The 26,452-nt window shown below is 65.8% G+C and carries 29 protein-coding genes; 1 reads left to right on the top strand and 28 read right to left on the bottom strand.

Going from position 1 to position 26,452, the window contains the following annotated elements; translation table 11 throughout:
- Window positions 1-4: 4 nt before the first annotated feature.
- The 19 genes from terL to VG561_RS09135 all read right to left on the bottom strand — a co-directional run bounded on the left by terL (window position 5) and on the right by VG561_RS09135 (window position 21,607).
- Complete coding sequence (gene terL, locus VG561_RS09225; RefSeq protein ID WP_032961836.1) at window positions 5-1,669, bottom strand: phage terminase large subunit; 1,665 nt, start codon at window positions 1,667-1,669, stop codon at window positions 5-7.
- Window positions 1,670-1,677: 8 nt separating this feature from the next.
- Window positions 1,678-1,923 carry a hypothetical protein gene (locus VG561_RS09220; protein WP_032961803.1) on the bottom strand — a complete coding sequence of 82 codons (246 nt, stop codon included), beginning with the start codon at window positions 1,921-1,923 and terminating at the stop codon, window positions 1,678-1,680.
- The gene (locus tag VG561_RS09215) at window positions 1,920-2,189 is read right to left on the bottom strand and encodes a hypothetical protein (RefSeq protein WP_005412393.1); all 270 of its coding nucleotides are present in this window, start codon (window positions 2,187-2,189) and stop codon (window positions 1,920-1,922) included. The genes VG561_RS09220 and VG561_RS09215 overlap by 4 nt, the downstream gene beginning before the upstream one ends.
- A 26-nt stretch (window positions 2,190-2,215) precedes the next feature.
- Window positions 2,216-2,701: a hypothetical protein gene (locus tag VG561_RS09210; protein ID WP_126411773.1), complete on the bottom strand. Its 486-nt coding sequence runs from the start codon at window positions 2,699-2,701 to the stop codon at window positions 2,216-2,218.
- The gene (locus tag VG561_RS09205) at window positions 2,701-5,505 is read right to left on the bottom strand and encodes a tail fiber domain-containing protein (RefSeq protein ID WP_005412395.1); all 2,805 of its coding nucleotides are present in this window, start codon (window positions 5,503-5,505) and stop codon (window positions 2,701-2,703) included. The genes VG561_RS09210 and VG561_RS09205 overlap by 1 nt, the downstream gene beginning before the upstream one ends.
- A gap of 25 nt (window positions 5,506-5,530) precedes the next feature.
- Window positions 5,531-8,068: a phage tail fiber protein gene (locus tag VG561_RS09200; RefSeq protein WP_005412396.1), complete on the bottom strand. Its 2,538-nt coding sequence runs from the start codon at window positions 8,066-8,068 to the stop codon at window positions 5,531-5,533.
- Window positions 8,069-8,107: 39 nt separating this feature from the next.
- Window positions 8,108-11,272 carry a hypothetical protein gene (locus VG561_RS09195; RefSeq protein ID WP_005412397.1) on the bottom strand — a complete coding sequence of 1,055 codons (3,165 nt, stop codon included), beginning with the start codon at window positions 11,270-11,272 and terminating at the stop codon, window positions 8,108-8,110.
- 6 nt (window positions 11,273-11,278) lie between these two features.
- On the bottom strand, window positions 11,279-13,453 hold the full coding sequence (locus VG561_RS09190; protein ID WP_423179534.1) for a hypothetical protein: 2,175 nt from the start codon (window positions 13,451-13,453) through the stop codon (window positions 11,279-11,281).
- 3 nt (window positions 13,454-13,456) lie between these two features.
- Window positions 13,457-13,855, bottom strand: a complete 399-nt coding sequence (locus VG561_RS09185) for a virion core protein, T7 gp14 family (RefSeq protein ID WP_032961812.1) — start codon at window positions 13,853-13,855, stop codon at window positions 13,457-13,459.
- Between the two features lie 32 nt (window positions 13,856-13,887).
- The gene (locus VG561_RS09180) at window positions 13,888-14,361 is read right to left on the bottom strand and encodes a hypothetical protein (RefSeq protein ID WP_005412400.1); all 474 of its coding nucleotides are present in this window, start codon (window positions 14,359-14,361) and stop codon (window positions 13,888-13,890) included.
- A complete protein-coding gene (locus VG561_RS09175; protein WP_005412401.1) occupies window positions 14,358-16,490 on the bottom strand; it encodes a hypothetical protein in 2,133 nt (710 codons plus the stop codon). The genes VG561_RS09180 and VG561_RS09175 overlap by 4 nt, the downstream gene beginning before the upstream one ends.
- The gene (locus VG561_RS09170; protein WP_005412402.1) at window positions 16,490-17,080 is read right to left on the bottom strand and encodes a hypothetical protein; all 591 of its coding nucleotides are present in this window, start codon (window positions 17,078-17,080) and stop codon (window positions 16,490-16,492) included. Before VG561_RS09170 ends, VG561_RS09175 begins: the two co-directional genes overlap by 1 nt.
- A gap of 99 nt (window positions 17,081-17,179) precedes the next feature.
- Window positions 17,180-18,133, bottom strand: coding sequence for a phage capsid protein (locus VG561_RS09165; protein WP_005412403.1), 954 nt, complete (start codon window positions 18,131-18,133; stop codon window positions 17,180-17,182).
- Between the two features lie 26 nt (window positions 18,134-18,159).
- Window positions 18,160-18,945 carry a capsid assembly protein gene (locus tag VG561_RS09160; RefSeq protein ID WP_005412404.1) on the bottom strand — a complete coding sequence of 262 codons (786 nt, stop codon included), beginning with the start codon at window positions 18,943-18,945 and terminating at the stop codon, window positions 18,160-18,162.
- Window positions 18,945-19,088, bottom strand: coding sequence for a hypothetical protein (locus VG561_RS09155; RefSeq protein ID WP_004154577.1), 144 nt, complete (start codon window positions 19,086-19,088; stop codon window positions 18,945-18,947). The genes VG561_RS09160 and VG561_RS09155 overlap by 1 nt, the downstream gene beginning before the upstream one ends.
- Before the next feature lie 16 nt (window positions 19,089-19,104).
- Window positions 19,105-20,661, bottom strand: a complete 1,557-nt coding sequence (locus VG561_RS09150; protein ID WP_005412405.1) for a portal protein — start codon at window positions 20,659-20,661, stop codon at window positions 19,105-19,107.
- Window positions 20,654-20,806, bottom strand: coding sequence for a hypothetical protein (locus VG561_RS09145; protein WP_005412406.1), 153 nt, complete (start codon window positions 20,804-20,806; stop codon window positions 20,654-20,656). Before VG561_RS09145 ends, VG561_RS09150 begins: the two co-directional genes overlap by 8 nt.
- 20 nt (window positions 20,807-20,826) lie before the next feature.
- Window positions 20,827-21,006 (bottom strand): hypothetical protein, encoded by a 180-nt coding sequence (locus VG561_RS09140; RefSeq protein WP_005412407.1) that lies wholly within the window; start codon window positions 21,004-21,006, stop codon window positions 20,827-20,829.
- Window positions 21,007-21,070: 64 nt separating this feature from the next.
- Window positions 21,071-21,607 carry an adenylate kinase gene (locus tag VG561_RS09135; RefSeq protein WP_004154581.1) on the bottom strand — a complete coding sequence of 179 codons (537 nt, stop codon included), beginning with the start codon at window positions 21,605-21,607 and terminating at the stop codon, window positions 21,071-21,073.
- Window positions 21,608-21,675: 68 nt separating this feature from the next.
- Here VG561_RS09135 and VG561_RS09130 point away from each other — a divergent pair, with 68 nt between their 5' ends.
- Window positions 21,676-21,984 carry a hypothetical protein gene (locus tag VG561_RS09130; protein ID WP_032961816.1) on the top strand — a complete coding sequence of 103 codons (309 nt, stop codon included), beginning with the start codon at window positions 21,676-21,678 and terminating at the stop codon, window positions 21,982-21,984.
- A gap of 25 nt (window positions 21,985-22,009) precedes the next feature.
- Here the strand turns inward: VG561_RS09130 and VG561_RS09125 are convergent, their stop codons facing one another.
- Genes VG561_RS09125 through VG561_RS09085 form a run of 9 tightly spaced genes read right to left on the bottom strand, consistent with a single transcriptional unit; the run spans window position 22,010 to window position 26,443 of the window.
- On the bottom strand, window positions 22,010-22,216 hold the full coding sequence (locus tag VG561_RS09125) for a hypothetical protein (RefSeq protein WP_005412408.1): 207 nt from the start codon (window positions 22,214-22,216) through the stop codon (window positions 22,010-22,012).
- Window positions 22,204-23,037 (bottom strand): hypothetical protein, encoded by an 834-nt coding sequence (locus VG561_RS09120; RefSeq protein WP_004154583.1) that lies wholly within the window; start codon window positions 23,035-23,037, stop codon window positions 22,204-22,206. Before VG561_RS09120 ends, VG561_RS09125 begins: the two co-directional genes overlap by 13 nt.
- The gene (locus tag VG561_RS09115; protein ID WP_005412410.1) at window positions 23,034-23,183 is read right to left on the bottom strand and encodes a hypothetical protein; all 150 of its coding nucleotides are present in this window, start codon (window positions 23,181-23,183) and stop codon (window positions 23,034-23,036) included. Before VG561_RS09115 ends, VG561_RS09120 begins: the two co-directional genes overlap by 4 nt.
- Complete coding sequence (locus VG561_RS09110) at window positions 23,180-23,491, bottom strand: hypothetical protein (RefSeq protein WP_005412411.1); 312 nt, start codon at window positions 23,489-23,491, stop codon at window positions 23,180-23,182. The genes VG561_RS09115 and VG561_RS09110 overlap by 4 nt, the downstream gene beginning before the upstream one ends.
- The gene (locus tag VG561_RS09105; protein ID WP_005412412.1) at window positions 23,488-23,736 is read right to left on the bottom strand and encodes a hypothetical protein; all 249 of its coding nucleotides are present in this window, start codon (window positions 23,734-23,736) and stop codon (window positions 23,488-23,490) included. Before VG561_RS09105 ends, VG561_RS09110 begins: the two co-directional genes overlap by 4 nt.
- Window positions 23,733-23,858, bottom strand: a complete 126-nt coding sequence (locus VG561_RS09100; protein WP_005412413.1) for a hypothetical protein — start codon at window positions 23,856-23,858, stop codon at window positions 23,733-23,735. The genes VG561_RS09105 and VG561_RS09100 overlap by 4 nt, the downstream gene beginning before the upstream one ends.
- Before the next feature lie 28 nt (window positions 23,859-23,886).
- Entirely contained in the window at window positions 23,887-24,252 is a 366-nt protein-coding gene (locus VG561_RS09095) for a hypothetical protein (RefSeq protein ID WP_005412414.1), read from the bottom strand.
- The gene (locus VG561_RS09090) at window positions 24,249-24,587 is read right to left on the bottom strand and encodes a hypothetical protein (protein WP_050483582.1); all 339 of its coding nucleotides are present in this window, start codon (window positions 24,585-24,587) and stop codon (window positions 24,249-24,251) included. The genes VG561_RS09095 and VG561_RS09090 overlap by 4 nt, the downstream gene beginning before the upstream one ends.
- Window positions 24,569-26,443 carry a DNA polymerase gene (locus VG561_RS09085; RefSeq protein ID WP_049417451.1) on the bottom strand — a complete coding sequence of 625 codons (1,875 nt, stop codon included), beginning with the start codon at window positions 26,441-26,443 and terminating at the stop codon, window positions 24,569-24,571. Before VG561_RS09085 ends, VG561_RS09090 begins: the two co-directional genes overlap by 19 nt.
- Window positions 26,444-26,452 lie beyond the last annotated feature (9 nt).

The following is a 26,452-nucleotide window of genomic DNA, read 5'->3' as shown; positions in this document are numbered from 1 at the left end:
TCTCCTACAGGATGTCGAGGTAGTTGTCGGGTGACGGCATGCGGCCGGTCACGGACTGGATGAAGGAGGCGTACTCGCGGTCGAGCAGCTCCTCCAGGTAGCGCTGCTCCTCCTTGGACACGTCTCGGGAGAGCTGGTCGGCCCAATACTTCACGGCCATCGCCAGCGCTTCGAGGCGGTCGTCGTGGCGCAGTGCGCCGCGGTCGCGCGTGATGCGCGTCAGCTGGTAGCACAGCTGGTACTTCTGTTCGGACTTCTGATCGGCGCGGATGATCGAGGCATCGACCACCAGGCGGTGCTGGTTCAGCACCGGCTCCAGCACGTCGATGATTCGGTTCTCCTTCGAGGTGCCGTAGTGCTTCACCTCCTCGATGGAGCACGGGTACACGCGCGCCAGGACGCCGGAGAGCATCTTGGCGAACATGCCGTCACCGAAGTTCGCCTCAATGAGGACTGCGGAGACCTTCTCGGCGCGCGCGATGTGCGCCAGGGTCTCCAGCGTGTCGTCGTCGTAGCCGCCCTTGGTCGCACCAGCGCGGCGCGCGTAGAGCATGCCGCGAAGCATGCCGACGACCGCGTAGCCGGTTTCGTCGCCACCTCGGCCCGAGGGGTCGATGGCGAGTACCTTGCCGGTGAACTCCTCCATTTCCGAGGCGAGGTACATGGGCCGGTACAGGCGGTCGCCAGTGAAGCCCACGGACGGGATGTCGCTGACGATGTACTCCGGGCCGCTGCTGTAGACCACGCGGATCGGAGCGACCTCGCGGTCCACGTCCATCACGATCAGGTCGGACAGCTTGAGCGGGTACTTCTCGGCGTCGGACAGCGACGCATCGAGCATGAACTGGAGCATGAAGCCGGAGCGTCCGTAGGACGCCTCGCGCTCCATCAAGTCCTCATCGGAGAAGCGGACGCTCTCGCAGTTCTTCCAGGCGAGCTTGGGGTTCGCGTCGAACGCATCGGCGATCATCGGCGCGAGGCGGTCGCCGTACACCTGACGGTGCTTGGTGTCCTTCGGGTAGCGCGCAGGCCAGATGCGGATGACGTAGCCGCGCTCGGGCAGCTTGTTGTAGAGCGACTCCTCGGTCTGCGGAGTGCCGAGGTAGATGATCTCGCCGCCAGGCTTGAGCACCGCGTCGAACTCCTTGACCAGCTCGGCGAGCTTCTCGCGCTGCACGACGGTCATGGAGTTCTTTGGGACTTCGATGTCGTCCGCGATGATGGTGTCGGCGCGGGAGCCGGTGAGCTGGCCGTTGATGCCGACCGACTTCACCGAGGGCGACTGATCGGGCTGCGCGGGACCGACATCGAACGCCAGGTTCGAGTTGCGCTGGTCGGGACGCGGGCGCAGGTGTTGCAGCTCAGGCAGGGTTTCGATCAGGCGCTTGACGAACACCGAGAACGCATCGGCGCGTTCCTTCGATGCCGAGACCACCATGATCTTGTGCTGGGGGTCTTTCCAGAGGAGCCAGCAGACGTAGGCGGCCGTCACCCAGGACTTGCCGACGCCGCGGTACGCCATGATGACGCGACGGCGCGGGCCGGTTTTCAGGAACTCGCAGATGTCGTACTGGATCGGAGTGGGGCTTGGTAGCCCCAGCTCCTTCCAGACGTACCAGGCGAAGTTGCGGAAGTCCTCGAAAGGGTGACGAACGTGGAGGCTCGTCATGCCCTCCATCAGTTCAGCCGCCCATCCTCAGCGGGATCGAACGGGAACTCGGACACCTTGTCGGCCAGCTTGCCCAGCGGTGAGCCGGGCGGCGTGGCCGCAACGTCGATGCCGTTGTCCTTGAGAAACTGCCGGGCCACGTTGAGGATCGAGGCCAGGCCCTTCGCGTCCGACTCCATCGAGTCGATGGTGTCGGCGAGCTTGTCAGCGACTGCGGCGTGCAGTCGCTCCAAGGCATCCTTGGGGGCGGTCACTTGTTGACGACGCGGTTCAGTACGGTCTCCAGCGCGGACGTGCCGAGCGACGCCAGGATGCACGCGAGCGCGACCTGGGCGACGAAGGAGACGCCGGGGATGAAAATGACGATGGCACCAGCGGCAAGGCCGGTAGCGCCAGAGAGGATTGCGCGGCCGAGCGCCTGCTTCCAGGTGATCGGATCGTTCGACGTGAGCATCTTTGCGATGCCCACGATGAGGCCGACGCCCGCGAGAGCGCCGACCAGCTTCACTTCATCGTGCATTAGGTCTCTTGTAGGTGGTGGATGCGTTAGAGCGGACGACCGAAGCTGTACTCGTAGTTGCCGGTCAGGGTGATCTGCGTGACGCCATCGGTGACGACGACTGTGAACTGCCCCATGCGGGAGGTGTTCCGCCCAGAGGCGGTCACAGTGCCACCGAGGCCGCTGCCGGAGATCGACGCGCCGCCTGTGACGGAGCGGGAGACCACGGAGTAGTTGCCGGTGCCGCCCGAGCAATAAACGCTGAACGACTCGCTGACCGTGCCGTTGGTGGACTGAGGCCAGTTACCCATCAGGTAGCTCGGCGACAGCGATGCTTGGAACGGCGTCGCCTTGACCGCGTTGTAGAACTGCGAGGCGTAGATCGGGCCGCTCGTGGGGACGCCGTAGTTGGCCGGAACGTCGGGCACCAATCCACGTCCTCGGTAATACTGGTCCGCGTAGATCGGGTAGCCGCCGCCAAACTCGGCGCGGATCATTTCCCAGGAGATAGGGCCGGAGCCGGGGAGGGCCATCAGGCACCTCCCCCAAGGTCCGCGACGCGCTTACGCAGCGCCTGCACCTCAGCGATAAGGAAGGGAATAGCCTTCTCCCACTGGATCGTCTTGATGCCGTTTGCGTGCGTGGCGACCATCAACGAGTAGACCTCCTCGGCCTCCTGCGCGATGCCGCCGACCTCGTGATCCGCGCTCGGGTGGAACGTGGGATTCAGCTCGGCGATTGCCTTGGCATCCCAATCGAACTCGCGTACACGGAAGCGGTCGAAGAAGTCGGCCACCTTGGAGGCCGAGGCGTCCACGATGTTCTTCTTTAGACGCGCATCGGACGCATAGGCGACGATGTTGCCCGTGGCGACCCAATTGTTGCTGCCGTCGCGGTAGGCGCACCACGAGAAGGCGTTGCTGGCGAGGAAGCCGTGGTTGTTGTCGTTGCAATGGAGCCAGTGCGTGGTCCCGTTGTCGGAGTCGTAACAGGTGATGGTTGGCGAGTAGCTCTCCAAACGGAGGTCGCCACCGCTACCGCCTGGGCCAGCGATAAGGAATCCCTTGCCGCCGTAGGTGCGAACCCAGGTGCTGTCCTGCATCCAGATGCCGCCGCCGTGCGCTTCCGAGTACCAGCCGGTGCCGGACTGCTGGGAGCGGAACCAGCCAGCGTTGAGGTAAATCTGATCGCCGACCGTCAGGCGGCCCGCAATGTTCGCAGCACCGTTCCAGTACAGGTTGTACCAGCTGTTCGTGTTCACGCGGGTGATCGAGCAAACGTCATCGCCAGCGCCGTTCGTTCCGTGGATGTACGCGGTTCCCGCTGCACCCATGCCGGTCAACCGCAGCGGCGCGCCATAGGCCAGAGTGACCTGCCCGGTGAAGGTTGCGCCACCCAGGCTCGCCTTGCCGTCCAGTGCGGACTGGAGGCCGCTGACGTTTGCGATGGTGTGCGTGTGACCGGCGTCGGCCTTTCCTGCCGGGTTGAAGTTCGCCGAGGTCCAGACGGTGCCGCCAGCGTTGAGGGACGCGACGCCACCCGTGCCATCGCCGAATCGGAACTCCAGCGAGTTCGCAGCTGGCGGCACGTACACATAGCGATCCAGCGACCCCAGGTACATGACGCCGGACGTGGCCTCGCCGCCAAATCCCTGCACACGAATCTGCCCGGAGGCGAACGTCTTGACGCCACCGATGGACTGATCGTCGGTCACGTTGACGACGTTGGCGATCTCGGCGGCGGTATGCGTGTGGCCGATTGCCGACTTCCCGTCGAGCGCCGCTTGCAGCCCGGTTACGTTTGCGATGGTGTGCGAGTGGGACGCCGCCGCTTTGCCGTCGAGCGCGGACTGGAGGCCGGTCACGTTGGCGATGGTGTGCGTGTGCGTCGCCGCCGCCTTGCCGTCGAGCGCCGTCTGCGTCGCGGTGCTGATCGGCTTGTCGAGGTCGGCGGTATTGTCCACCTTGTCGAGGCCGACCTGCGCCTTGGTGTGCGTGTGGGTGCTCGGCGGGTAGGTCGTCGGCTTCCCGGTGACGTGGGTGTTGAAGTCCACGTCGTCGCGGGTCGCCAGCGCGCCCAGGCCGCCGATGTCGCCAGCCACGAGGGTCACGTCGCCCTGCTTACCGGCGACGCTGGTGACCTGATCGGTGTTGTCGATCTTCTCCCAGGTAGCGCCGTAGAGCGCCTGGTCGCCGACTCGCCAGTGGATGTCGCCCACAGTGCCTTCGCCGACCACCTTGTAGAAGTGACCCTTCACCGGGTTGGCCGGGAACGCACCAGTGCCGGCATCCCACGATCCCATGTAGACCAGCGAGCCAGTGACGGCAGCCTGCGCCTGGGCGGCCCAATGCTTCGCCGAGAACTCGCCCGGCGAGACCTCGGTGCCCTGCGGCGCGTTCGCGTACAGGCCAGCCTTGTCGCGGGCAGCCTCGGCAGCGGCCTTGGCCGACGATGCGGTCTGCGCCGAGATCGAGGCGGCAGACGCCGAGCCGGACGCAGCGGAGGCATGACCGGCTGCGGTGGTCGCCGAGCCAGCAGCCTCGCCAGCCTTGGTCGCCGCGGCGGACGCCTGGGCTTCCGCCCGGTTGGCCTGGGTGGTCGCCTGAGTGACCGAGGTCGCTGCGGCGGTCGCGCTGTCGGCGGCTGCGGCAGCCGATGCTGCGGCAGCGGTGGCGTCAGCTTCCGCGCGGTCGGCCGCGTCGGTCGCATAGCCCAGGATGGTCTGCGCCTGATCCCGTGACGTGGCGGCAGCAGTCGCCGCTGCTTGCGCGTCGGAACGCGCCTGACCCGCTGCGGTGGCCGACGTGCCCGCCTGGCTTGCGGAGCCAGCCGAAGCCAGCGCCGAGGTGGCCGAGGCCGTCGCCGAAGCGGCGGCGTCCACTGCGGAGCTTGCCGCCTCGGTCGCGCTGTCGGAAGCCTCGGCCGCCTTGGCAGCAGCGAAGGTCGCCGCGTCGGCGGTGGCCTGCACGTCGTCGTCGATGCTCGCGGCGGATTCCGCAGCGCGCACGGCGGATGCTTCGGCAGCGTCGGCGAAGCCAGAGGCGTCATCTGCGGACGCCTGCGCGGCGTTCGCCATGCCGGTTGCCACGGACACCAGGTCGCGCACCTGCACGACCGAGCCGGTCAGCTCGTCGGTCAGCCCGGCCACGTCCTTCTGGAGCTGCGGGAACGAGGGGAGGGTGTGGTTGTTGCCCAGGCCGTCCGTCACGACGACGGTGCCTTCCTCCTGAGTCAGCAGCGCGATCATCTGATTCTCGCGCCGGTTCCAGCGGTCTACCAGCGTCGAGAGGCGCGAGGCCAGCTCGGCGTTGGAGACGTAGCCGGGGGTAGTGCTCATGCGGTGCTTGGGTTCTCTCTGAGGGTTATCGGATGCCGAAGGCGAAGCCGCCAATCGACGTGATGAGGTAGTTCGGGTAGGCCGGGGCGTCGTAGCCGTGGACCTGCGGAGGCGGGCTGGATGCGCGGCACCGCACGCGGAATGCGCGGGCACCGCCTGTCCATGCGCCGGACGCCGAGAGCGTCACCGACTGCTCGTAGGTGTAGAAGTTGGACGCAGTGAAGGTGTTGCCGTCGCCGCCCATCTGCTGAATCAACGCGCGGTACATCGGCGGCTCGTGCGAGGCGATGACGACCCACACAGAGTCGCGCAGCTCCTCCAAGATGACGTGCAGCCCGTAGACGCGCGTGTTCGCGGTGACGGTCACCGACACGGAGGGCGTATGACCCTCGCCAGCCAGCACCGGAGCGCCGAGCCAGAACTCGTGGATCGCCACCCAATCGCCGAGCGGGATGAAGTTGTTGCCCGCCTGGTAGCAGAGGCTCGTTGCCCCGGTCCACCACACGCCGGTCGCCGACTGGAACTGCCCAACGATGTTGGGAGCATTGACGCGGCCTCGGAAGAACGCGCCGCCGTTGCGGTCCACGTAGAACACCGCGTTGTTGGCGTTCTTCGCGCCGGAGCCGACCCACAGGGGCCAGTCGCCGAGGTTGGAGATTTCCACGCGGAACTCGGCAGCGTTGACGATGTTGCCGTTGCCGTCGAGGGTGTGGGTCTTGAACGTGCCGCCGTTGATCGTGCCTGCGTTTGCCGTGAGCGCGGCCAGGGAGTTCACCCTGATCTTGTCCGCAGTGATCGTCCCGTCCACCACCAGCGCACCCTGGATGCCCACGGTGGACTGGCCGCCGACAGTGCCGATCACGAACGGATACTTGATGCTCGCCAAGGTGCCGCCCGAGGTGTACTGCGGGTGGACGAAGGCGAAGCGATCCGCGGTGACGATGAAGTCGCTGCCGGTCTGCGGGTTGGCGGAGAGGGCGATACCGGCGACCACGGGGACGCCGTTGATGGTGCCCGCGTTGATCTTGACCGAGTAGTTGGCCTGCCACTGACCGTACATGCCGGAGTGCTGCCCGGCGACCACGTTGAACTCCTGCCGGATGGTGGCGAAGTCGCCGTCCTTGAACGCCTGGACCTGCGTGGCCGCGATGGCCTGTGCCTGCTCGGCGGTGATCTTGGTGGTGTTGAGCTGCTGCACCAGCGCGCCGGTCGGAGAGGTGACATCCAGGTCGGCCTTGCGCCAGCCGGTGCCATCCCAAATCTGCGTCAGGTACGCGCCGGTCTGCACGGTCTTGACCCAAAAGGTCGGAACCTTGAAGCCGCCAGCGGGCGGGGAGGGCTGCGCGTCCGAGAAGATCGTCGGCGCGGTGCTGGTCTCCAGCGTGGATACCTGGGAAGCCAGGGCTTCGCGCGCGGACGCTTCGGTGTCGATGCGCTGCTCGAAGGCGGCCGAAACCGCCGACACCTGGCCGTCGATCTCATTGGCAATCCCCTGCGGCACGTTCGCGCCGTAGCTGGCCGCCATCTGCTGTCGGAATGCCGTGTTGGCACCCTCGGCGTCCGTCAGGGCTTCGGTGGTCTCGGCCAGGCCAGCGATGTTCTCGCCGTGGCGGACTACTGCCGTCTCAACGTCGGACACGCGGGCCTTGGTTGCGTCAACCTCGGCCATGACCGCGGTGCGGACCTGCGCCGCGCTGTCCTCGATCTCTGCGCCGAGGCGCTGCTCGGTGGCCGCACGCGCCGCTTCGGTGGTGCTCTCCACCTCGTCGATGCGCTGGTTGAGCGCTGCGGAGATCGTCTTGCCGTTCTCGACCACCTGGCCTTGCAGCTCGGTGATCGCCTCGACGCGCGCGGAGCGCTCGTCAGCGATGGCGCGATTGACCTCCAGGAATCGTGCCTGGCTACTTTGCTCGCCGTAGTCCACCCGCGCGAACAGGTCGATGATCTGCTGCGCGATGACCTTGTTGCCTTCGGTCAGCAGTCCGATCTCGTGGGTGGCCGTGCTGATCTTGTCGCCATAGTCGCGCTGCACGTCGAAGAACTCGTGCGAGCGCATGATTTCCTCCAGGATCGCCTCGGCGTTCACGTCGATAAGGTCGATGCGGGTCAGCAGGTCTTGCAGTGCTGGCGAGCGGAGGAGCTGCTCGATGATTGCGTTGAGGTCCGGGTCGCCACCGGGGTTACCGGGGCCGCCACCGGGGAGGCCGCTGCCACCACCGAACTCGGCGAGTTCCTGGTGTGCGTACAGCAGTTGGCGGAACGACTTGGACAAGTCGCGCGCCGGGAGGTTTGCGCCTTCCTTGTAGTTGACCAGGAGGGCGTCAATCGGCGTGAATCGCCGGATGGTCACAGTGTAGGGTGCGTCGAGCACGCCATCCTGCGACGGAATCTCGATGGTGCTGGCGTCCACCCACGACACGGAGACAGCGCGGGCCGCGTCCGGTTCACCGACGAACGCCCGGATGTGTTCGCGGGCGATGTACGGGAACGGCACGGTGAACCGCGTAGGGCCTCCCTCGTAGGTGTAGAGCACGAAGGAAAGGCCGCGCGATAGTTCGATCATGCGTCCTCAAAAAGGTGGAGGCCCCGAAGGGCCTCCTGGTTACGGTCGATCAGTCCCGTCCTTGCGGTCAGGGAACTGCTGTAGGGCTTGATCCGCGATGTTGCGGACGCCCGTCATGTTGTTGAACCACCAAATCTTCCAGAAGTCGCGCATCTGCTTCTCGGTGATCTCCTCATCGTCGCGGATGGCCGAACCGATCATCCGCGTGCTGCCGTAGACCTTGTTGAACAGGTCGATGGACGGGATGCCCATCACGCCGTTCTCCAGGCCGGTCGAGCGGTTGTTGGCGAACACCGGGTCGTTACCCAAGGCGTCCGCCCACACGGCGTCGGTGACCGCGGGGATCACGTTCGACCAGCTCGATTGCGCGACAGCGTTCTTGTAGAAGTTCTCCTGCGTCAGCTGCTTCTTCCGCTGTTCGGGGTTGCCCGCAGTGTTGATGTACGTGCGAGCCGCCCAGCCCATGCCTGCTGCCGAAGTGGACAGCACGACCATCGCGTAGGTGCGCCAGTCGTCGTAGTGGTGGACGGAGTTCAGGAAGTGGCGGGTGTAGCTGTTGACCATGAAGCTGCGGAACTGCGTGACGATGCGGCCGGTGGTGGAGTGCATCAGCTCGATGCTGTCCGAGGCGTCACCTTCGAGAACCTGGTGTCGCGTCACGCGGAACAGGAAGGCCGCCATGCGCTCGCGCGTCTGGAACGGCAGCTTGTCCGGGTCGATCTGCTCGATCTGCCGCTTGCCTTTGAGGTAGCCGAACACGTCGGCCTGGGCCTTCTCGTCGAGGCCCCAGGTGCGCAGGCGGGCCACTTCGGCGTCCGACAGCTTCTTGGCGTTCGCCATGTCCAGCAGCCGCAGCAGCGTGGCGCGACCGGCGATGCGTTGGAGCATCGTGTTGATCGGGGCCATGCCGGATGCGACCGAGGTGACGTGCGTCGCCATGTTCATCGCGTTGTCGATCTTCTCGCCGTGCTTGACGTTGAACGTCTGCGGCACTAGCGCATCCTCGTCCAGGCGCAGGAACGGCGGGTTGCGCAGCCAGTCGGTGCCGGGTGCGAACAGCCGCTCCATGACGCGCGCCTCCTGCGAGGACAGCTTGCCGTCAGCGCCGCGCACCAGGAAGTCGCGGGCGGCACCCACGGAGTTCCAGAAGTTGCGGAGACCGGCATGCGCGATGGTCGGGCCAAGCTCGGCGAACAGCGAGAAGCCGACCTGGTTCATCACGCGGGCGAAGTTCCAGTTGCGCAGGAACCGCGCGTAGCGTGCGCCTCGGCTGGCGGGATCGAGTTCGGTGCTGCGGCCGAAGGTGGACTTGAGGCCGATGTCGATCAGGCGCTCGATGTCCTTCACGTCGTCGCCGGACTTGCGGGCGTCGCTCTTGAGCTTCGACACGAAGCGGTCGAGCTGTGCGCGGTTCTTGATGCCAGCCTTCGACGACAGCGCCGACCAGCCGGTGATCTCGCGCATGTAGCGGGTCATCACCGAGTCCACGTCGTTGTCGAACAGGTCGGCCATCGAGACCTGCACGTCCTCGCCAGCCTCGTTGCGGATGGTGGTGGAGTAGGTCTCGTCGAGGTCGATGCGCTTCTTCGCGCGGTCGAGCTTGCCCGACTCGTAGGTCTTGCGCTCCAGCTTGGACAGTAGCTCTTGCGACCGCACGGGCGAGACGCCCGCCTCGGTCAGCATGTTGCCGATCTCCTCGACCGAATCGCTGTCCAGCGGGCGGACCAGCAGGTCCATCCCGTCGCCCTCGAAGTTCGCTTGGGCGCGCTTGAGGTAGGAGCGTGCAACCGCCCCGAGCAGCTCGTCGTCGATCTCGTCGCCTTCGTCGGTGGTGGCCTCCCAGGCGCGACGCATGGCGGGCTTGATGAGCTGCTCGATCACGTCGTCCTGGTGAAGCTGCATCTCGCCGAACAGGCGCTTGAAGCCCTTGCCACTCCAGTAGCGCGGCAGGTAGCTGCCGTTCTGCGCCACGTTGGCGAAGCCGTCGAGGTTGCTGTCCTGCGCCAGCTTGAGCGCATCGCGCATCGCCTTGGCGACGCTGCCGGCCGCCTTGGCGGCTTCCGGTGATACGTCAGGCGCACCGCGCACGGCACGGCCGACCTCCTCGTTGAACTTTGCGCGCTCGGAGAAGTTCCACCAATGGGTGCCTGTCCGTTGCTTGTAGGCGTCCCATGCGGCGTTCACTCCGCTCCGCCATTCCGTCTCCATGACGGCCAGGTGGCGCTTGGCGAACTCGCTGGTGGACTCCTGGACCGCGACGGAGCGATCGGTGTAGCCGACGCCATCGCGGAACAGCAGGCGGCCCGCCTCGCGCACCAGCGGCGACTTGGCGCTACCCATGCGGGCAGCAAGGTCGCGGCGGACGGTGGCGAAGTGGGGCGTGATGTGCGCGTTGACCAGCGCCTTGTCGGTGAACTCCTGCTCGAATGCGCTCTCGTTGCGCAGCGGGAGGACGCCTGGCGTGAGGTCGTTGGCGGCGGTGCCTGCCACGCGGGCGGCGGACAGCGAGTCGTCACCGGCCAGCCGCTTCACCACGTCAGGCTTCACCTCGCCGTCGAACAGGGCACCCCGGCGAGCGCCGAGGGCACCACCGAACGCGAACGACAGGGCGGCGCTCTGCACGCCATCCGCGAGCGTCTGCTCGGGGTCGTAGGTGGAGGTTGCGGCCGACATCAGCGCGGAGGTGCCCGCAGCCTGTAGACCGGAACGCACCGCGTTGGCGAGGCGTCCGGCCTTGGCTGCGTACCCCAGGCCGCCCGTGGCGAGATCGAGGCCGGTTGCCACCGGGTCGGTGAAGCCGAGGGCGATCTGTCCGCCCAGGCCGAACTGCGCCAGGTCGTCGTCCGCCATCTGATTCATAAAGGCCACGGATTCCAGATAGGAGAGGTGCTCGTCGGACGTGGCCCGGCCGAACAGCTCCCACTGCTCCGGGCGCAGGCCCATCGACTCCCAGCGCTTGCGCGCGTCTGCGGGAATGCGATAGCCCTGCTGCGGCTCGTAGCCCAGCTCGGTGATGAAGCGGTCGATGAAGCCGATGCCGCCCTTTGCCTGGGCAGCGCCCCATCCGTCCCATACGGTCGTCTGATCCTTCCGGCGCTCCGCGGCCTCTCGCTGCTCCTTGCGCTCGCGCACGGCTTGCACGATGGGCTGCTGGGTTGCCGGCTTGACGATGTTCTCGTCTGCGCCGGGTAGGGATTCAAACATGCGGTCTTACTTCCTCGTCAGGTACTCCAGGAAGTCCTCGGGGACTGCCGGGGTGGTGGTGGTTTGCTTGGTGCCCGCGTTGGGAACCAGCGGCTTGGTGAGGTCGAACTTGGGCAGCTCGAAGGCGGGAGCCTCGGCGGCGCTGGCGTCGCGCTTGGCGATGGCCGCAGGGACTTCCGTGGTCGCCGACTGCGAGCGCAGGTCGCGGATGTTCCGGGACTGGTCCGCCCAGGTGGTGCGCTGCTCGACCCGACGACGCGCCTGGGATTCCGCAAGGTCTCCCTTCCAGCGCTGGTGCTGTGCCGCGATGGCACGCGGGTCGAAACCGATGGCGCGGCCGGTGTCCGGGTCAGGGATCAGCCAGTTGTCGGGGCCGACGATCTGCCACTGCCCCGGATTGCGGGGATTGGGCAGGGCCGACAGCTCATCCGGGTCGCGGCCGAGCTTGCGCGCGACCGTCTGGATCAGCTCGTCTACCGCTGGCTCGGCACCCTGCGGCATGCCGATGTTTGGCACGCGGCGGCCGTTGACGGTCGTGCGCTGGGCGTCGATCTGACCGACCGCTGCACGGATGGCAGCTTCGCCGGACACTCCGCCACGCGAGGCGATGCGCTCGGCTTCCTGGCGGATGCGGTGCAGCTCACGCGGGTCACGCGGCTTGCCGTCGATCTCCAGGTAGTCCTTGATGCCGGACTTCCAGGTGTCGTTGATGACCGAGCGGGCCTCCTCGACTTCCCGCTTCGGTTGCGTCAGGACGCGAGCGGCCTCCTGGTGAGACTGACCGCTGCGCCGGGTGTCGTAGAGGTACTGGTCCAGCATTGCGGCAGCCTCGCCGCCAGCGACCGTATCGGCGTACTTGGGCGAGACCTTGCGGAGCTGTTCGTACAGCGTCGCGGCGTTCTGGAAGTTCTCCTGGAACGCCGGGTCAGCGCGCTTGAGGATGCGTTCGAGCTGGGGGATGACGATGCCCTGCCGTGCCCACTTCTGGAGCACCTGGCCGCGTGCGGCCTGCGGGGTTTCCTCCCACTCCTTACCGGCCTGCTTCTTGAGGTCGGCGTCGCTGATCTCGTAGGGATTGCCCCCGGCTACCAGCTTGCGGATGCGCTCCTCTCGGGCGCGCTCCTTCGCTTCCTGCTCCCAGCGGCGAAGCGTCTGCTCCTGCTGGTTGTTCCAGTATCGCTTGAAGGACTGGAGGTCGCCACCGCTCAGGCCGAATTTACTGGCCCAGGTGTCGATGGTCTTGTGGGTGAGCTGGCCGCGATCCGCGAGGCCCTGGAGCGTCCACTCTGCCTCGGCGATCGCCTGCTTGCGTGCCTCGTCCTCGCGGTGTGCGATCACGCGGGCACCAGCGGCAGCCGCCGCGCGCAGCTCGTCGCCGTGCTCGGTGTTCATCAAGCCGGGCTGGCCGTCGCCGCGGTCCTGCTCCAGGAACGCCAGGATCGACTGAGGATCGCGGTTGCCTGCGGCCAGCTCCTCCTTGGCGGCCTCGACGTAGAGTTCGTCCACGTCGCGCTTGTTGAGATAGGCGTACTCCTCCTGGTCCAGCATCGCGTACAGGCCGTTCATGCCCTCGGAAGTGAGGAACGTGCCGCCCTTGATGCCGTCGCGGATGATCGCGGTCAGCGACTCCTTCTGCCGGACCAGCATTTCCCGCATCGAGTCGGCCTGCCACTGCTGGCGGACCTGCTGCGCGGCGCGCATGGCGACCGGCATCAGGGCCTTGCGGACCTGCGGGTCTTGGAACTCGGGGTTCTGCGTCAGCGCAGCCATCCGCTCCTTGATGAGCGGCTCGATGTCGGTGCCGGGTTCGGCCTTGGCGATCTCTTTGGCCGCTTCGATCTGCCAGTCGCGGACGCGGATGATGCCGTCTGCCTTGAGGTAGCCGCGACGCCATGACTCCGACTGCTGGGCAACGAAGTCCTCGGCCTGCCGGGGCGTACCCTCGGCGTCCTCCTGCATACGTTGGGTCGCCGCGGCGCTGTACTGCTCGCGGCTGTTTGAGATCATCTGCGAGTTGACGGAATCCGAGACGCGCGTCAGCACCGCAGCGGCGGTGCGAGAGAGGACACCGGCACCAGCGGAGGACGCTTGGTCAGCCTGCACCGCCAGAACGGGGCGCTCGGCGAGACGCTGCGGCACCTGCGCGCGGCGGATGATCTCTTGGGGTTTCGTGCGAGCCACGGGTTACTCGTCTCCGGGAATGGAATAGCGCTTGTAGGTTTGGATGTTGCTGTAGGCATTCGCGCCTGACTGCATCACGCCGCCCAGCGCCTCGGCATTGCCGGTGCGGATACGAGCGCGTGCTTCGGAGCCGCTTTCGACGACTCCGTTCCTGCGGTTCTTCTCGATGAGGGCCACGTCACGGCCAGCCTGGGCCATGATGTCGTTCGCCAGCAGCTCGACCGAGTTGCCGGACACTGCCGCTTCTGCTGCGGAGGCGCGCATCGCGGATCGCAGTGCGCGGGCCTCCTCCATGCGCTGTTGGGTGCGCTCGGCGGCCTGGTCGTTGATCTGCTCCTGCTGACGCTCCGCGGCTTCCTCGATGGCCTTGTTGTTCTGATCCTGGCCGTACATGGTCGCCATCGCGCTGACTGCGGCGATACCGACCTGGACTGCTACGGGGTTGCACATGGGGTCTTGGTTACTCGGACGAAGGGTGTCTTGGCGAAGCCGTAGGCGGACTCGACGCCGCTCTCGCGGAAGCCAAGCCAGCCGAGCCATCGCCGCGTGGTGACGGCGTGGACATCGACGAAGTTGAAGATGGTGCCGAAGGTGGCCGACCACTCGTCGCTGATCCGCCGAGCTTCTCGGAGGAACGTGCGGCAGAACGTGGGAGCCACCAGGGCGTCGGTGCCCAGCAGCCAAACCGAGGCGATACCCTCGGCGTGCTGGCTGAAGCCGAAGATGCACACGGGGGAACCGTCGTGCATCGCGGCGAAACTGCGGTCGCTCGCGGTCACTGCAAATGCGAGCGCCTGGAGCGGGGTGTGACCATGCGAAGCCGCCACCTCCAGGATGTCCTCCTGCCGCATGTTCTCGGCGACGTGGAGGATGTCGCTGGCGGTGGGGCTTCGATAGGTCAGGGTCATACTCGGCTGCGGGAGACGAACATGCCGCGCCACTGTGCTGACTGGAACCAGCACTGGAACGGCAGGCGGTTGACGAGGTGCATGCGGACGCTGTTGGCGTCGCCCAGCACGGGGAACCGGCGAGAGCCGGAGTGGAACGTCGGGGCGCTGGTGCGGAACACCGAGTCGTTGAGGACGCGCGCGGTGTACGCACCGGAGTGCGACGCCACGTAGGTCTCGACGCGGCCATTGCCGTGCTGCTCGACCTCCAGCTCGAAGTACGCGCCATCCTTGTAGGCGACCTCGATGTCACGCACCTGCGTGCGGCCCACCAGCACGGCCTGGTTCTGCCCACCGCGAACGATGGGCTTGGTCAGGGTGAGGCGGTGCTCGTAGTCCATGCCGACGACCACGCGGCCCTCGGTGTGGTTACCGGGGAGCGCAAGGCGGGTGCGGGCGTTGTCCCAGCGCGCCTTGGTGATGTCCAGGTACGCGCCGGGGTCTTGCCAGTCGTCCGTCTTGAGGACGGTGACCGTCATGCCATCGGGCACGATGTAGGGCAGGTCGATCCAGGTCTCGTTGCCGAACTGCTGATAGGTGGGCTGCACCACCAGCATGCGGTCGAGCAGGAAGTTGTAGTCGCCCGTGGCATCCGTGTCGTGCTGGTTGAGCACCATGCGGAACTTGAGCAGCTCGCAGCCGCCGCCTGGGGCTTCCGCGACGGCGTACAGCACGTCGTTGATGGCGTGCATGTGGACGATGCGACCGACGCCGGAGATTGACCAGCGCGTCCATGCGGACTGCTGCTTCTCGTCGCCGATCCAGCGGACGAAGTAGACGTAGAGCTGCGCGTCGGTCGGCTCGTCAGGAGCGAAGAACACGCAGTCGGCACCACTTGCGCTCGCCATCGCTCGCATGCGGCCCGGCATCAGCTTGGGCACATGCGCCGTCACGTCGGCGGCGTCGCCGGTCACCGACAGGTCGTCGATGAAGTATTCGCGCACGCTGGCGTATGCGCCGCTGTCCTCGGTGAAGTACAGCGACTCGCCCATCAGCTTCGGCCGGATGTACGGCGAGCTGCTGTAGCTGTTGACCGGATCGCTCTTGACGTTCTTGGCGGCCAGGTACGGCTCGGCGGTCAGGAGGAACTGGCCGCCCGCAGCGGCAAGGAACAGGGCCGACTGGAACGGGACTGCGTGGTAGAGCGTGGTGACGCCGTTAGACCCGCTGACGCTCACGTCGATGGGGTCGGCGTCGAGCACCTGGGTCACCGAAGTGCGCCAGAGGTTGAACGGATCGGAGACCTCGGACATCAGCACGTTCTCCCCGGCCAGGAAGCCTAGGCGGTCCCGGTGCTTGAACACCTCGCGGATGCGCTGGCCGTCGATGGACGGGAACGGGTTGCTTTGCTCGTCACCCGCGAGGCGCGCGGTCCACTCCGGTCCACCGAAGGAGAACCAAAAGCCGTCCGCATGCACTGGATCGGGGATGCGCTTGAGGATGTGCGGCATCGTCTTGGCATCGAAGCGGTGCTTGATGCCCGGCCGGGCGACCTCCAGGTAGACCGAGGAGGACTGCTTCTGGACGTAGTAGTCGTCGAATTGCGATTCGGACGAGCCGATGATGTTGTAGATCGCGCCGGTCGGCACAACGGCCGAGCCTTTGTCGCCGGGCTTCGGCAGGTCGGACATCGTTTGCGCCGATCCGTACAGCGAACCGGGCGACAGCTCATCGCTCTGCTTCACGTCTACCAGCCGGTTGACGATGAAGGTGGTGTCGGAGAACGTCGCCAGCGCGAAGCACGACCACGCACGCTGTCCCTGGGTGTCCAGGTAGTTGAGCGCGTCGCCCGTGGCGTTGACGGTGTATTCCTTGCCGGTCTCGTGGTCGAACACGCGGATGCTGCGGTGACCCACGGCGACGATGTAGCGCTCGTTCTCATCGCGGACGATGGAGTGGAAGGCACAGTCGTGATCGAGGGTGACGCCAAGGCCAGCAACGAACTCGGCGGGCGGGCGCTTGCCAGCGCCCATTGCGGCATGCAGCCAGGCGTTGATCGCCTTGGTGAGCTGGTTCGGCGAGCGGACGGTATCGTCCTGCTGCGACTCGCCTCCCAGGAACGAGGGATAGTCCCCCGTGATTAGCGGCATCAGCGGTCCCAAATATCAGACACGTCCGTCGAGCCACTGAGGAAGTTGTGGCCGCGGGCGTAGGTGAAGTCGGCGTGCTCCTGCGCGAAGATGAGGTATGCCTCCTCCTCGTGCTTCTCGGTGAACACGTAGAGCTGGTCGCTACCCAGCACGCTCGTCTGGAACAGACGCGCAGCGCGCACGGCGATGTAGCGGCGGGCCGACTCGGGCAGCTCCTCGTAGGCGAGGAACCAGGTCACGAAGTCGGCGGTGGGGGCCGACGAGAACGTGTCGGCGAGGGTGAGCGGGTTGATGAGGCGCGTGCCTCGGATCACCAGCGGCTCGCTTCCGCGTGCGGGGACGAGCTTGAGGATCGACTGCGGCGGCAGCACCTTGCCTTCCGCGTTGAGCGTGAAGGTGAACGACTCGCTGGTGTTGAACCACCAGCCAGCGGTTTGGACCTCGCGGCTCACCGCGCGGAGGGTGTCGCGCGCCTGCGAGGCGTACAGGTTGCCGAGCGCTTCGAGGTCGCTGATCGGCGCTTCGCCGATAGCACCGAGCAGCACATTGACGGCTTCGAGTTCCGTGGTCGGAGTGAGTTCGAGGTTCATGGATTCGGGGCAAAAAAACGGGGGACACCCATGTGGATGTCCCCCGTAGATGGAGAGAGATTGAAGCGCCGCGGGATTTGCCCAACGGCGCGGTATTGCTTACGGGGCCTTCGACAGCTCGATGGCACCGCGCGGAGCCAGGATGCCGTGACCCAGCGCGTACTTCGCCAGCATCAGGGTGCCCTGCTTCTCGCCCTGGTACACGTCCTCCAGGGACAGGTCCAGCAGCTTGAGGGTGCCGACCGCCGAGCGGTGGAAGATCACGCCCACGGTGTCCGCGAAGTTGCCGCGGTACTTGGCCGGGATCGAGGCCAGGGCCGACTCATCGACACGCGGCATCGCGTTGATCTTCACCAGCGGGATGCGGGCGACCGAGGAAATGATCGCCTGGCCGTAGGAGCCGTTCGATTCCGCGTTGATGTCGCGGTCGATCAAGTCCTTGTTCTCGGTCAGCAGATACCACTGAGCCGGGGCCAGTGCGCCAGTGAACTCCTGCGGGTTGTCCGGCAGCAGCTTCTCGTCGAACAGCATGCGGGCGTTGCGGAACGCATCGGCCAGCACGGTCGGATCGGAGGCCATCGTGGCGGCCTTGATGATGGCACCACCCGGCTGGCCTTCGACCTTGCCTTCGGTGGTACGAGCGGCCAGGATCGCGCAGCGCAGCTCGTTCTGCATGCGCTTGAGCGCCAGCTCCGCACCCTGCTGACGGGTGTACTCGGAACGCACGTCGTAGTGGTTCATCGCCTCGTCGATGTTGGCGATGAAGGCGTGCGAGATCAGCATCGGATCGAGGGTGATGATGGTCTCGTTGTGCTCGACCACCAGGCCCTTGATCTCGGTGCCCGGCACATGGTACTCGGAGCCGATGGTGCCGACGTTCGGGAACGAGGCGGACTTGCCGCTCTCGATGTTGCGCACCGACACGCGGCCGTCCAGCTTGTAGTTCTCGACGAAGCTGGTGATGGTTTCAGCAGTGTAGTTCTGCTTGAACAGCGCCCAGGCGTCGCCGTTGGCCTGGGCTTGACCCAGGCGGGAGGGGATTGCGTCCGACATTTAGTCCTTGCTTGAGGTTGAGTGGATTACTTGAACAGCGGCGACACGGCCAGGCGGGCGGAGACTTCCGCGCGGTAAGCCGGATCACGGTGGTAGCGCACATCGCGCATCGCTTCGACGACCTGCGCCTGCGACTGGAACGGCTTGGGGCCTGCATCGGCGTTCGATGCGGTCTTGCCATTCAGAAGGCGGCCGTTGCCGCCACGGAGGGCGACGAGGCCCTGGACTGCCAGCGCTGCGCGGCCGGCGTCGCCGGACTGCACCGCTTCGTTGAACGCCCGCTTCTGCTCGGCGCTCAGGTTGGTCTTAGCCCACTGGACCAGGCCGTCGTAACCGGCCTTGCCACCTGCGGGCGAGTAGACGGCGTTCTCGTAGGTCTGCACGCGAGCGCGCAGGCCATCGACGTACACGTCCACCAGCTCCTTCGGATAGCCCGCGTCCTGGAGCTTCTTGTAGCTCTCCTCGGACAGCGAGCCGTTCGAGTTGAACTCGGTGGCGAAGTCGTCCAGGTTCAGGCCAGCCCGCGCCAAGGCGTCACGCGCGTCATCCGCGGTGGCGTCGTCGATGGTCGCGGGGCCGCCCTTGCCACCCTTGTCGTCGGCTGGCGTGCTCAGTTGTGCGTAGGCGGCTTCCAGCTCCTCCACGGTCTTGTACTTGCCGCCGAACAGGCGCTCGCCATCGGTGCCACCCTGCGCGCCCGGTGCGGGCTGCTGGGTGTCCTGGGAGTTCTGCGGCGGCTGCTGACCTGGGGTCGGCTGGCCGTTGATGCCGTCAAGGCTGACGGTCACTTCGGACTTGCCCGGCTGCGACATTACTTGTCCTCGGGCTTGTAGTTGACGATGACCAGGCCGTTCGTCTTGCGGGTGATCTCGGCCTTGCCCTTACGCTCGACGCTCGGAGCCTTCGGGGCTTCCTTGGTCGGCTTGGCGGGCTTCTCGGTGGTTTCGTTCGACATTGCGTCCTTCTCGGGGTTACGGGGTTTGGGTCATCGCTGAGGCGATATTCGGAGCGGCACGGACCATCGCCTCCTGCGCCGAGGCGTCCTGCTGCTCGGCAGCAAGCTCGTCGTCGGAGCGGATCAGGCCCTTGGTGGAAATGTCGGAAGCGGCGGCCAGTCGGGAGATCGCCTCGCCACTGTTGAGGCGGCGCGCCTTCTCCTCTGCGCCGACAAGCGCATCCACTGCCTGACCGAACTCGATCAGCTTGTTCAGGTCGTGGCCGCGGCCGAGGGCGGCGATGCCAACGGTGATGCGCGGCTTGATGAGTTCCTGCGGCAGCTCGGGCAGGCGACCCTGCTTCTGGAGCTTGTGCAGGCGGCGGCGGATCAGCGGCAGCAAGAGCTGCTCGCCCGACATCGCCATGAAGCCGCTGAGGGCGTCGTCGAGTTCCTGGGTGAGCACCCGGATTTCGTAGGCGGTCACGCGCTCGCCGGGGCGCTGCACGGCGGACTTCACGCCGAAGATCAGCTCCAGCGAGTTCGCCAGCCCTTCGGCCTCCTGACGCACGAAGTTCAGGTCGTAGGCTTTCTGGAGCTGGAGCGTGGTCACGTCGCTGGCCTCGCCACGCAGCACCGCGCCGGACTCGGCCTCGGTGAGCTGGCGCTCGCGGATCGTCGAGGTCGGCTTGAGGAACATGATGATCTTCGCCAGCGCGGCGGCACCCTTACGGATCGCCTTGCGCAGCGCCTCCAGCGACTCGAACGCGCCCACGTAGTCGTAGACCAAGCCCTCGCCGTAGTCGTCCACGAGGGACGGCGGCGCGCACAGGGGAATCCACGGGCAGGCGTCGATGGGGTAGGTGCCCACGGTCTCGGGGACTTCGACGCCCTCGACCTCCTGGACCACTTCCCACTCCTTGCCATCTTCCGAGCGACGCACCCAGGTGTAGAGGTTCACGTCGTCGTTCTTGGTCTTTTCGTCGCGTTCCTGGGCGAGCTTCTGCATCACCGCCGCGCGGATCGAGTCCGGCAGCATGGCCGGGGCGATCTTGTCGAGCGTGATGATCTCCAGCACGTTGCCCAGGCCGTCGCGGTCGGTCACGTAGGAGGTCAGCGGATACAGCTTAGGCTTGCCCTCGTCGGGGTCGTAGAGCAGGAAATTGCCGAGGACGATGGCGTGCTTGGCCGCCTCGCTGAGGACCGGGCGGACGCCGCTGGTCTCCAGGTCGTTGACGATGACCCGCTCCACGTCCACCAGCGCGGCCTCCAGTTCGGAGGTCTCCACGCCAGCCTGCTCGGCGATGTTCTCGGCGACTGCCTGGTCAGGCGCGAGCTTGAACACCGAGGCGTTCGGCGGGAGCCAGGCCAGCACGATCTTCGAGGCCAGGGCGTTGACGCACTTCGGGCCGGTGTCGATGTAGGCGGAACCGGGGGTACGCGATTTCGCGCCCTCGTCCACCCACAGGCGGGGCAGGGTAACCTTGGCGCAGCGCTTGGCGCGCGTCTCGGCTTCTTTGCGGTTGGACTTGAGATCGCCGTAGCGCTTCGCGGCCGTCTGCTTCTCGGCCGAGGTCTGCTTGGCGTCAGCCATTCGGAATGGTCAGTCCTTGGTACTGCGTTGCGTTGTTCAGGTCCAGTCGGACCTTGGACTTACGCCGCTGATCGGCCGCGTGGCCGGTCGGCTGGGTGTCCTGGCGGGTCAGCAGGATCGGGTCTTTCTCCTGCTGGTCCGGCATGTTGGGCTTGCTGCACATGATTAGCGGGCGCGGTGCTCCATCTGCTCGACCTTCCGCAGCGCCTTTAGCCGGAGGATCAGGCGGCGCTCGCCCTGCCGGAGCAGGAACTCCTCCTTCGGCTTGGCGGGGTCGTAGATCACTTCGGGGTGCAGTTCGTCCAGGAGGTCGATCAGGTCGTAGGAGTGCAGAGGGATTTGCATAGAACTCCTGGGTTATGAATAGGTGGGGAAACTGTCGTTTCCCCCGATGATGACCACTAAACCCTTAGAGTCGGGCCAGCGATTCCGCGACCATCCGCAGGCGGTGGATCGGGCCGTTGTTGTCGATCACGGTGTCGATCAGGTCGCCGTGGACGCCTGCCTCGGAGGCATGCGCCGAGACCGGGGCCGCGCTGTCGCGGAGCACCTGGACCACCTGGCCGCCCCACTCACGGATGAACTGCGCCTCGTTGTCGAAGCGAACGTCCGACACCACGACGCCAGCAGCGCCGTCGCGGCGGGCCTGACGGATCTTCTGCGCGACCACCTTGACCCACAGGTCGCGGTCGATCATTTCACGGCCCCACTCGGTGCCCACGGTCTGCATCAGGCGGCGCGGGGTCTGCCCGTTGAGCCAGTCGAGCGGCTCCTCCTTGAGCGGGCCGTCCTCCATCGCGGACACCGGCAGGCCGGTGATGTCCGCCACGAAGGCGCGGATCGGGGCCGCGAAGGACAGCTTCACGAAGCCGTGGTCGCTGACCAGGAACTCGGCCAGGGTGTCTTTGCCGCTGCGGGCGCGGCCGGTGATTCCGATGATCTTCATGGGGACTCCAAAAGAGAAACCCGGCCTTAGCCGGGTACAATTCGTGTTCGTTATGGAAGGAGACAGGTATGGCGAGTTCTACGCCGAGTAACACAAACGGAGCGGAAATCTCTGAGCTTGCACAGAAGCTCTATGGCCTACAGGAGGCGATGGATGCGCTCGTGGCATCAGGGCAAGCACAAGGAATTCAGCGAGAGCGCTACGATGCGGCCAAGCAGCTCATCACAGATAAGCTCACTGAGTTCAGCTGCACGTATGAAACGTTGACTACGCCGAAGGCGATCCAGCTTTGGGTTTTCAATAGCCGAGAACCCGTAAGTCGGAATCCGTCAGAGATTGCACACTGGAAGCAGTTCTACGTGGACGAGTTGCGGTAAGCAGGATCAGGTGGCTTGGTTGTCGTCAGGCGAAACACCGGGCGATCAGCCAAGCCGCGCCAGCAACGCCGACAGCGGCCGGCCACAGCTTGACGCTGCCAGCCGAGCGGTACAGGGTGCGTTCGAGGGTGTTGAGGCTGCGCCACCACAGCCAGGCAGCGCCGTAGGCGACGAAGGCGAACAGCACGGCCAGCACGGCGACGATGGTGATGAACAGGATCAGGGTTTCCACAGCTTCACTTCCTTGGTCTTGGGGTTGTAGTCGCCGTAGCGCAGGATTCGCGCGAGGCGTGCTTGGCGGATCGCATCGTGCTTCGACAGCGGCTCGGTGCCGCCGCGGGGGATGCGGGTGGTGTAGGTGGTGACGACGGTGTTCCACAGCGCGCCGAGGTGCTCCTCGACGGACGCATCGCGGTACGCCTCGTGGATGGGCATGAGCAGCTCGTCCGCGCCCTTGTGGCCGATGCCGGGGAAGCCGGGGTAGTTATCCACCTGGTCGCCCGTGAGCACCTGCTTCATCCAGAACAGGTCAGCGTCGTGAGCCGAGATCGGCCGGACGCCCACGTCGGGACGGTTGGGGTTGTAGAGACGGATGCCGGGGATCGTCTGCATGTCCTTGTCGATGGACACGACGATGCGGCTGCCTGGCGCGCGCTTCGGATTCGGGTGCGAGGCCAGCAGCCCCAGCACGTCGTCACCTTCCAGGTTCTCGATCTCCACGATCTTGTCGCCGAACTCGTCGTAGACGAACTCGTCGAGCACGTACCACAGGGCAGGCTTGTCCTTGCTGGCACGGTTGAGCTTGTAGGTTGGGTCGATGTCCTTGCGGAAGTTGTGCTTCTTGCAGGACAGGGCCAGCAGGTAATCACGCGCGCCGAACTTCTCGACGATCTCGTCGATGTAGTCCTCCAGCTTCGCCTTCGCGCGCTCGGGCTGGATCGCTTCGACCTTGTTGCCGTCGCCGTTCCAGTCGATGTTCGCGGTGTTCGAGAACGCGAGCTGGTAGCGCAGCACATCGGCGTCGATCAGTAGCAGGGGGCCGCGCTTGTTCATGCGTCCACCCACTGCCATCCCAGGAACGCCAGCGCGAACCAGCGGTGCAGCCAGTTCGGACGCTCCCGGACCTGCACGAAGAAGTTGCCGCCAATGACCCAGGAACCGGCCGCCTGCGGTGGCCGATAGGTGACGTAGGAAGTCATGGCCGCTTCTCCGGGTAGCGCTCATACCACGCCTGTAGCTCGGCGGCGTAGCGCTTCATTCCGGCCTGGTACTCCGGGCCGTCGCCGAGCGGGTACTCGTGCTCGTCGCACACGAAGTCGGTGGTCGGGATGGTGTACGGAATCTGCGTGCAGGAGTTCCCCGTACACATCGACTGCCACATGATGATGTAGGAGTTCTCGCTGTGCCCTTTCAGGCACGAGCCATAGTCCGCACTCGGCGGCCAGGGCTTCATATCGCACGCAGCGAGGCCAGCACACAGCGCCAGGATCAGGAGAGCGCGCTTCATACCATGCTCTCGTGTACGGCGACCCAGCACTTCTCGCTAACGCGGCGGATGAAGTAGGTCGCGGTGCTCCACTCCACGGGGCGCAGCATGCGCTCGGTGCAGCACGGGCACTTGGCGTTGTAGGCATGAACCTCGGGCTGGTGTTCGAGCACAGCCACGCGGTAGGTGGTACACGGATCGATCACGCGGACATCGCCGTCAGCGGGGCCGCCAATGAAATGCACGCGAAGCCGGTTCTCGTTCATCGGTTCGATTCCTTGAGGACTTCCAGGGCGCTCGCCTTGTCGGCGTTGCAACGCTGGAGGCCGTCCTCGGCGTTGCCGCCGAAGCGGTAGAGGTCGTAGGTGGTGGTGGTCGGGTCAGCCATCACGGCGTCGAGTGAGGAGTGCGTGCCCTCAATGACGGTCGGCTGGAGGAACTGCTCCGGCACGACTTTCGAGGTGTGCGCGGCGCAGCTCGTCAGGAATGCGGCGAGACAGGTAATCGCCAGTTTCCGGGTCAGCATTTGCTGCAATCTCCACAGAGCGGTTGGTGGTGGCGCGGGCGTTCCGCAGCGCTGCATCGAAGGCAGAGCGGCGCACGGCTTCGCGGTTGAGGGTCTCGACGGTCTGCTTGAGGTCGGCCAGTTCCTTTGCCGACTCCTCCAGCTCCGTCACGCGCTGGGCCATTGCGGTGTACTTCCAGGCTGCGAAGCCGCCTGCCGCGAGCGCGGCAACGACCAGCAGCGCCGCGAGGGCGCGCAGGATGTTGGTTGGGTTCATCGGTTCTCTTGGACGTAACAGGCGACTCGCAGAAGCTCCGAGGGAGTCGCGTCGGACTTGATCTGATTCGCGCGTGCGGAGATCACGCGCACGTTGCCCCGGACGTAGCCGAGGTCAGGTTCGATGCGGTCGAGCGTGGGTGAGTTGGGGCCTTGGGCCTTGCGCCCGACAGCGCGGTACAGCGGGATGCCCAGTGCCGGGCAGAAGTCGGGGACCACGATGTCGTCCGACGTGAGGTCGAACGGCAGTCCCTTCCTAGCTGCCCGGCGTTTCGCTTGGCGCACCAGGGCGAGTGCAATGTCCCGCTTGCCGCGGGTCAGTGCGTCTCGGCCCAATTCCTTCCGATCTTGAACTCGCCATCGAGCGGACAGCGGAAGCCGAAGTAATCGCCAGCCTTGCGGATGGCAGCCTGGGCGGTCTTGCCCACGAACTCGGCCTTGTCCTCGTCCACTTCGATTTGCCACTCGTCATGGACGTTGGCGAGGAACTCGTAGTGGACGCCCGGCACCAACCCTGCGGCTTGCAGGTCGGCGTCGAGGATCACCAGGGCTTTCTTCATCACCAGCGCACCGGCCGACTGGAGCAGGGTATTGAGCGCGGCGTGGTCGCTGCGGATGTGCAGCTTCCGGCCGTCGAGACCGATCAGGTATCCCTTCTCGGCCGCGCGCTTCTTGACCCCGCGTACCAGCTTCTCCAGCGCAGGCAGCCCGGCCAGGAACTTCGAGCGGAGCTTCGCCCCGGCCTGGCGACCCTTGCCAACGATGGAGCCGAGCTTCGCGTCGCCTGCCCCATAGAGGAAGGCGTAGATGAAGGTCTTGGCGTTGTCGCGGGTTGGCAGTCCTGCCGCCGATTGGTTGACGGAGTGGATGTCGCCTTCGAGGATGACCTTGGCGTACTCGCCGCCGTCGTGCTTTGCCATGAAGTGCGCCAGGCAGCGCAGCTCCAATCCCGAGGCGTCCGCGCCGACCTGGAGCTTCCCTGTTGGGACGCAGAACAACGAGCGGCACTCGAATCCGTAGCCGCCTTCCTGGCCCTTGAGGATTCCCTTCTCCTTCGAGTGCTGGACCTTCGGCACCTGAGCGATGTTCGGCTTCGAGTGCGTCATGCGGCCGGTCACCGCTGCGTTCTGATTCACGCTGCCGTGGATGCGGCCGTCCTTCTTGATGGCCTTGAGCCACGCCTCGTCGCCTTCGGCGAGCTGGCCGAGGCGCTTGTTGACGATGAAGTGCTCCAGCAGGAGCGGGATGATCGGGAACTTGAGCGCGCCCAGGACTTCTTCGTCGATCTTCGGCTGGCCCTTCTCGGTGAACTCCTGGGGCTGCCAGCCGTACATTGCAGTCAAGCGGTCAGCAATGTGCTGGCGGCTTGCCGGGTTGAACACCACGTCCTTGTAGGTCGTGACCTCCACGCCCTTGACGTAACCGCGGCGCTTGTCGTCGCGCTTCGGTACGAACTTGCGCTTCACCACCTTCCACGGCGGAATGACCTTGCGCAGCTCGGCCTCCAGCGCAGTGCGCCGGGACACGAGGATGCACTCCAGCTCACGCGCCTTCTCCTGATCGAACAGGTAGCCGTAGCGCTGCTGACGCGAGAGGATCGGCGCGACGGCCTGCTCCAGCTCGATGGCCTCGGTAGGGAGGCCCTTGCTCATCAGCAACGCGAACAGCGCTTGCGTGACCGCAACGTCCTGGTCGCAGTAGTCGTCCATTTCCTGAGACCACTGTGCCCAGGGATCGAGGCCGCGTGCGGCCATCTGCGCCGCGTAGTCGCCTTTCCAGCGACCGAGGCGGTAGCCCCACGCTTCGAGGGCGTGGCGGCCGATCAGCTTGCCCGGCAACACCGGGTTCGCTCCCTGCTTCTTGCGGGCCTTGAAGTCGCGGTCCTTGAGGTCCGGGTAGACCAGCGTGGACATCAGCAACGTGTCGAAGTACGCCTGGACCTTGAAGTCCGGGAACACCTTGGCGATAGCCGGAATGTCGAATCCGGCGATGTTGTGGCCGACAACGCGCTTGGCCTTCTTGAGCCTCTCGACGGCCTGACGGACTGTCATTTCGCCCGTGCCGTGATCGTTGGCGGACAGGATGGGACCGCGCGGTGCGCCGGTCTCATCTACCTCTTGGAGGGAAATGCAGTGGATCGTGTCAAGTTCGTCGAGGAGGCCATTGGTCTCGCAGTCGAATACGAGGATCAACGGCGGTCC

The organism is Stenotrophomonas sp. CASM110 (assembly GCF_049384345.1).
Lineage (GTDB): Bacteria > Pseudomonadota > Gammaproteobacteria > Xanthomonadales > Xanthomonadaceae > Stenotrophomonas > Stenotrophomonas muris.
Note: the sequence above shows the minus strand (reverse complement) of the source record. Positions and strands in the feature narration are given on the sequence as shown.

Bases quoted from the DNA above. Each gene is read 5' to 3' on its own strand.
- VG561_RS09210 (WP_126411773.1), bottom strand. From the start codon at position 2,701: ATGGCCCTCCCCGGCTCCGGCCCTATCTCCTGGGAAATGATCCGCGCC.
- VG561_RS09150 (WP_005412405.1), bottom strand. From the start codon at position 20,661: ATGGCTGACGCCAAGCAGACCTCGGCCGAGAAGCAGACGGCCGCGAAG.
- VG561_RS09145 (WP_005412406.1), bottom strand. From the start codon at position 20,806: ATGCCGGACCAGCAGGAGAAAGACCCGATCCTGCTGACCCGCCAGGAC.
- VG561_RS09155 (WP_004154577.1), bottom strand. From the start codon at position 19,088: ATGTCGAACGAAACCACCGAGAAGCCCGCCAAGCCGACCAAGGAAGCC.
- VG561_RS09185 (WP_032961812.1), bottom strand. From the start codon at position 13,855: ATGGCGACCATGTACGGCCAGGATCAGAACAACAAGGCCATCGAGGAA.
- VG561_RS09100 (WP_005412413.1), bottom strand. From the start codon at position 23,858: ATGGCTGACCCGACCACCACCACCTACGACCTCTACCGCTTCGGCGGC.
- VG561_RS09160 (WP_005412404.1), bottom strand. From the start codon at position 18,945: ATGTCGCAGCCGGGCAAGTCCGAAGTGACCGTCAGCCTTGACGGCATC.
- VG561_RS09135 (WP_004154581.1), bottom strand. From the start codon at position 21,607: ATGAAGATCATCGGAATCACCGGCCGCGCCCGCAGCGGCAAAGACACC.
- VG561_RS09095 (WP_005412414.1), bottom strand. From the start codon at position 24,252: ATGAACCCAACCAACATCCTGCGCGCCCTCGCGGCGCTGCTGGTCGTT.
- VG561_RS09130 (WP_032961816.1), top strand. From the start codon at position 21,676: ATGGCGAGTTCTACGCCGAGTAACACAAACGGAGCGGAAATCTCTGAG.
- VG561_RS09120 (WP_004154583.1), bottom strand. From the start codon at position 23,037: ATGAACAAGCGCGGCCCCCTGCTACTGATCGACGCCGATGTGCTGCGC.
- terL (WP_032961836.1), bottom strand. From the start codon at position 1,669: ATGACGAGCCTCCACGTTCGTCACCCTTTCGAGGACTTCCGCAACTTC.
- VG561_RS09215 (WP_005412393.1), bottom strand. From the start codon at position 2,189: ATGCACGATGAAGTGAAGCTGGTCGGCGCTCTCGCGGGCGTCGGCCTC.
- VG561_RS09205 (WP_005412395.1), bottom strand. From the start codon at position 5,505: ATGAGCACTACCCCCGGCTACGTCTCCAACGCCGAGCTGGCCTCGCGC.
- VG561_RS09195 (WP_005412397.1), bottom strand. From the start codon at position 11,272: ATGTTTGAATCCCTACCCGGCGCAGACGAGAACATCGTCAAGCCGGCA.
- VG561_RS09200 (WP_005412396.1), bottom strand. From the start codon at position 8,068: ATGATCGAACTATCGCGCGGCCTTTCCTTCGTGCTCTACACCTACGAG.
- VG561_RS09170 (WP_005412402.1), bottom strand. From the start codon at position 17,080: ATGAACCTCGAACTCACTCCGACCACGGAACTCGAAGCCGTCAATGTG.
- VG561_RS09165 (WP_005412403.1), bottom strand. From the start codon at position 18,133: ATGTCGGACGCAATCCCCTCCCGCCTGGGTCAAGCCCAGGCCAACGGC.
- VG561_RS09180 (WP_005412400.1), bottom strand. From the start codon at position 14,361: ATGACCCTGACCTATCGAAGCCCCACCGCCAGCGACATCCTCCACGTC.
- VG561_RS09175 (WP_005412401.1), bottom strand. From the start codon at position 16,490: ATGCCGCTAATCACGGGGGACTATCCCTCGTTCCTGGGAGGCGAGTCG.
- VG561_RS09105 (WP_005412412.1), bottom strand. From the start codon at position 23,736: ATGAACGAGAACCGGCTTCGCGTGCATTTCATTGGCGGCCCCGCTGAC.
- VG561_RS09115 (WP_005412410.1), bottom strand. From the start codon at position 23,183: ATGACTTCCTACGTCACCTATCGGCCACCGCAGGCGGCCGGTTCCTGG.
- VG561_RS09140 (WP_005412407.1), bottom strand. From the start codon at position 21,006: ATGCAAATCCCTCTGCACTCCTACGACCTGATCGACCTCCTGGACGAA.
- VG561_RS09110 (WP_005412411.1), bottom strand. From the start codon at position 23,491: ATGAAGCGCGCTCTCCTGATCCTGGCGCTGTGTGCTGGCCTCGCTGCG.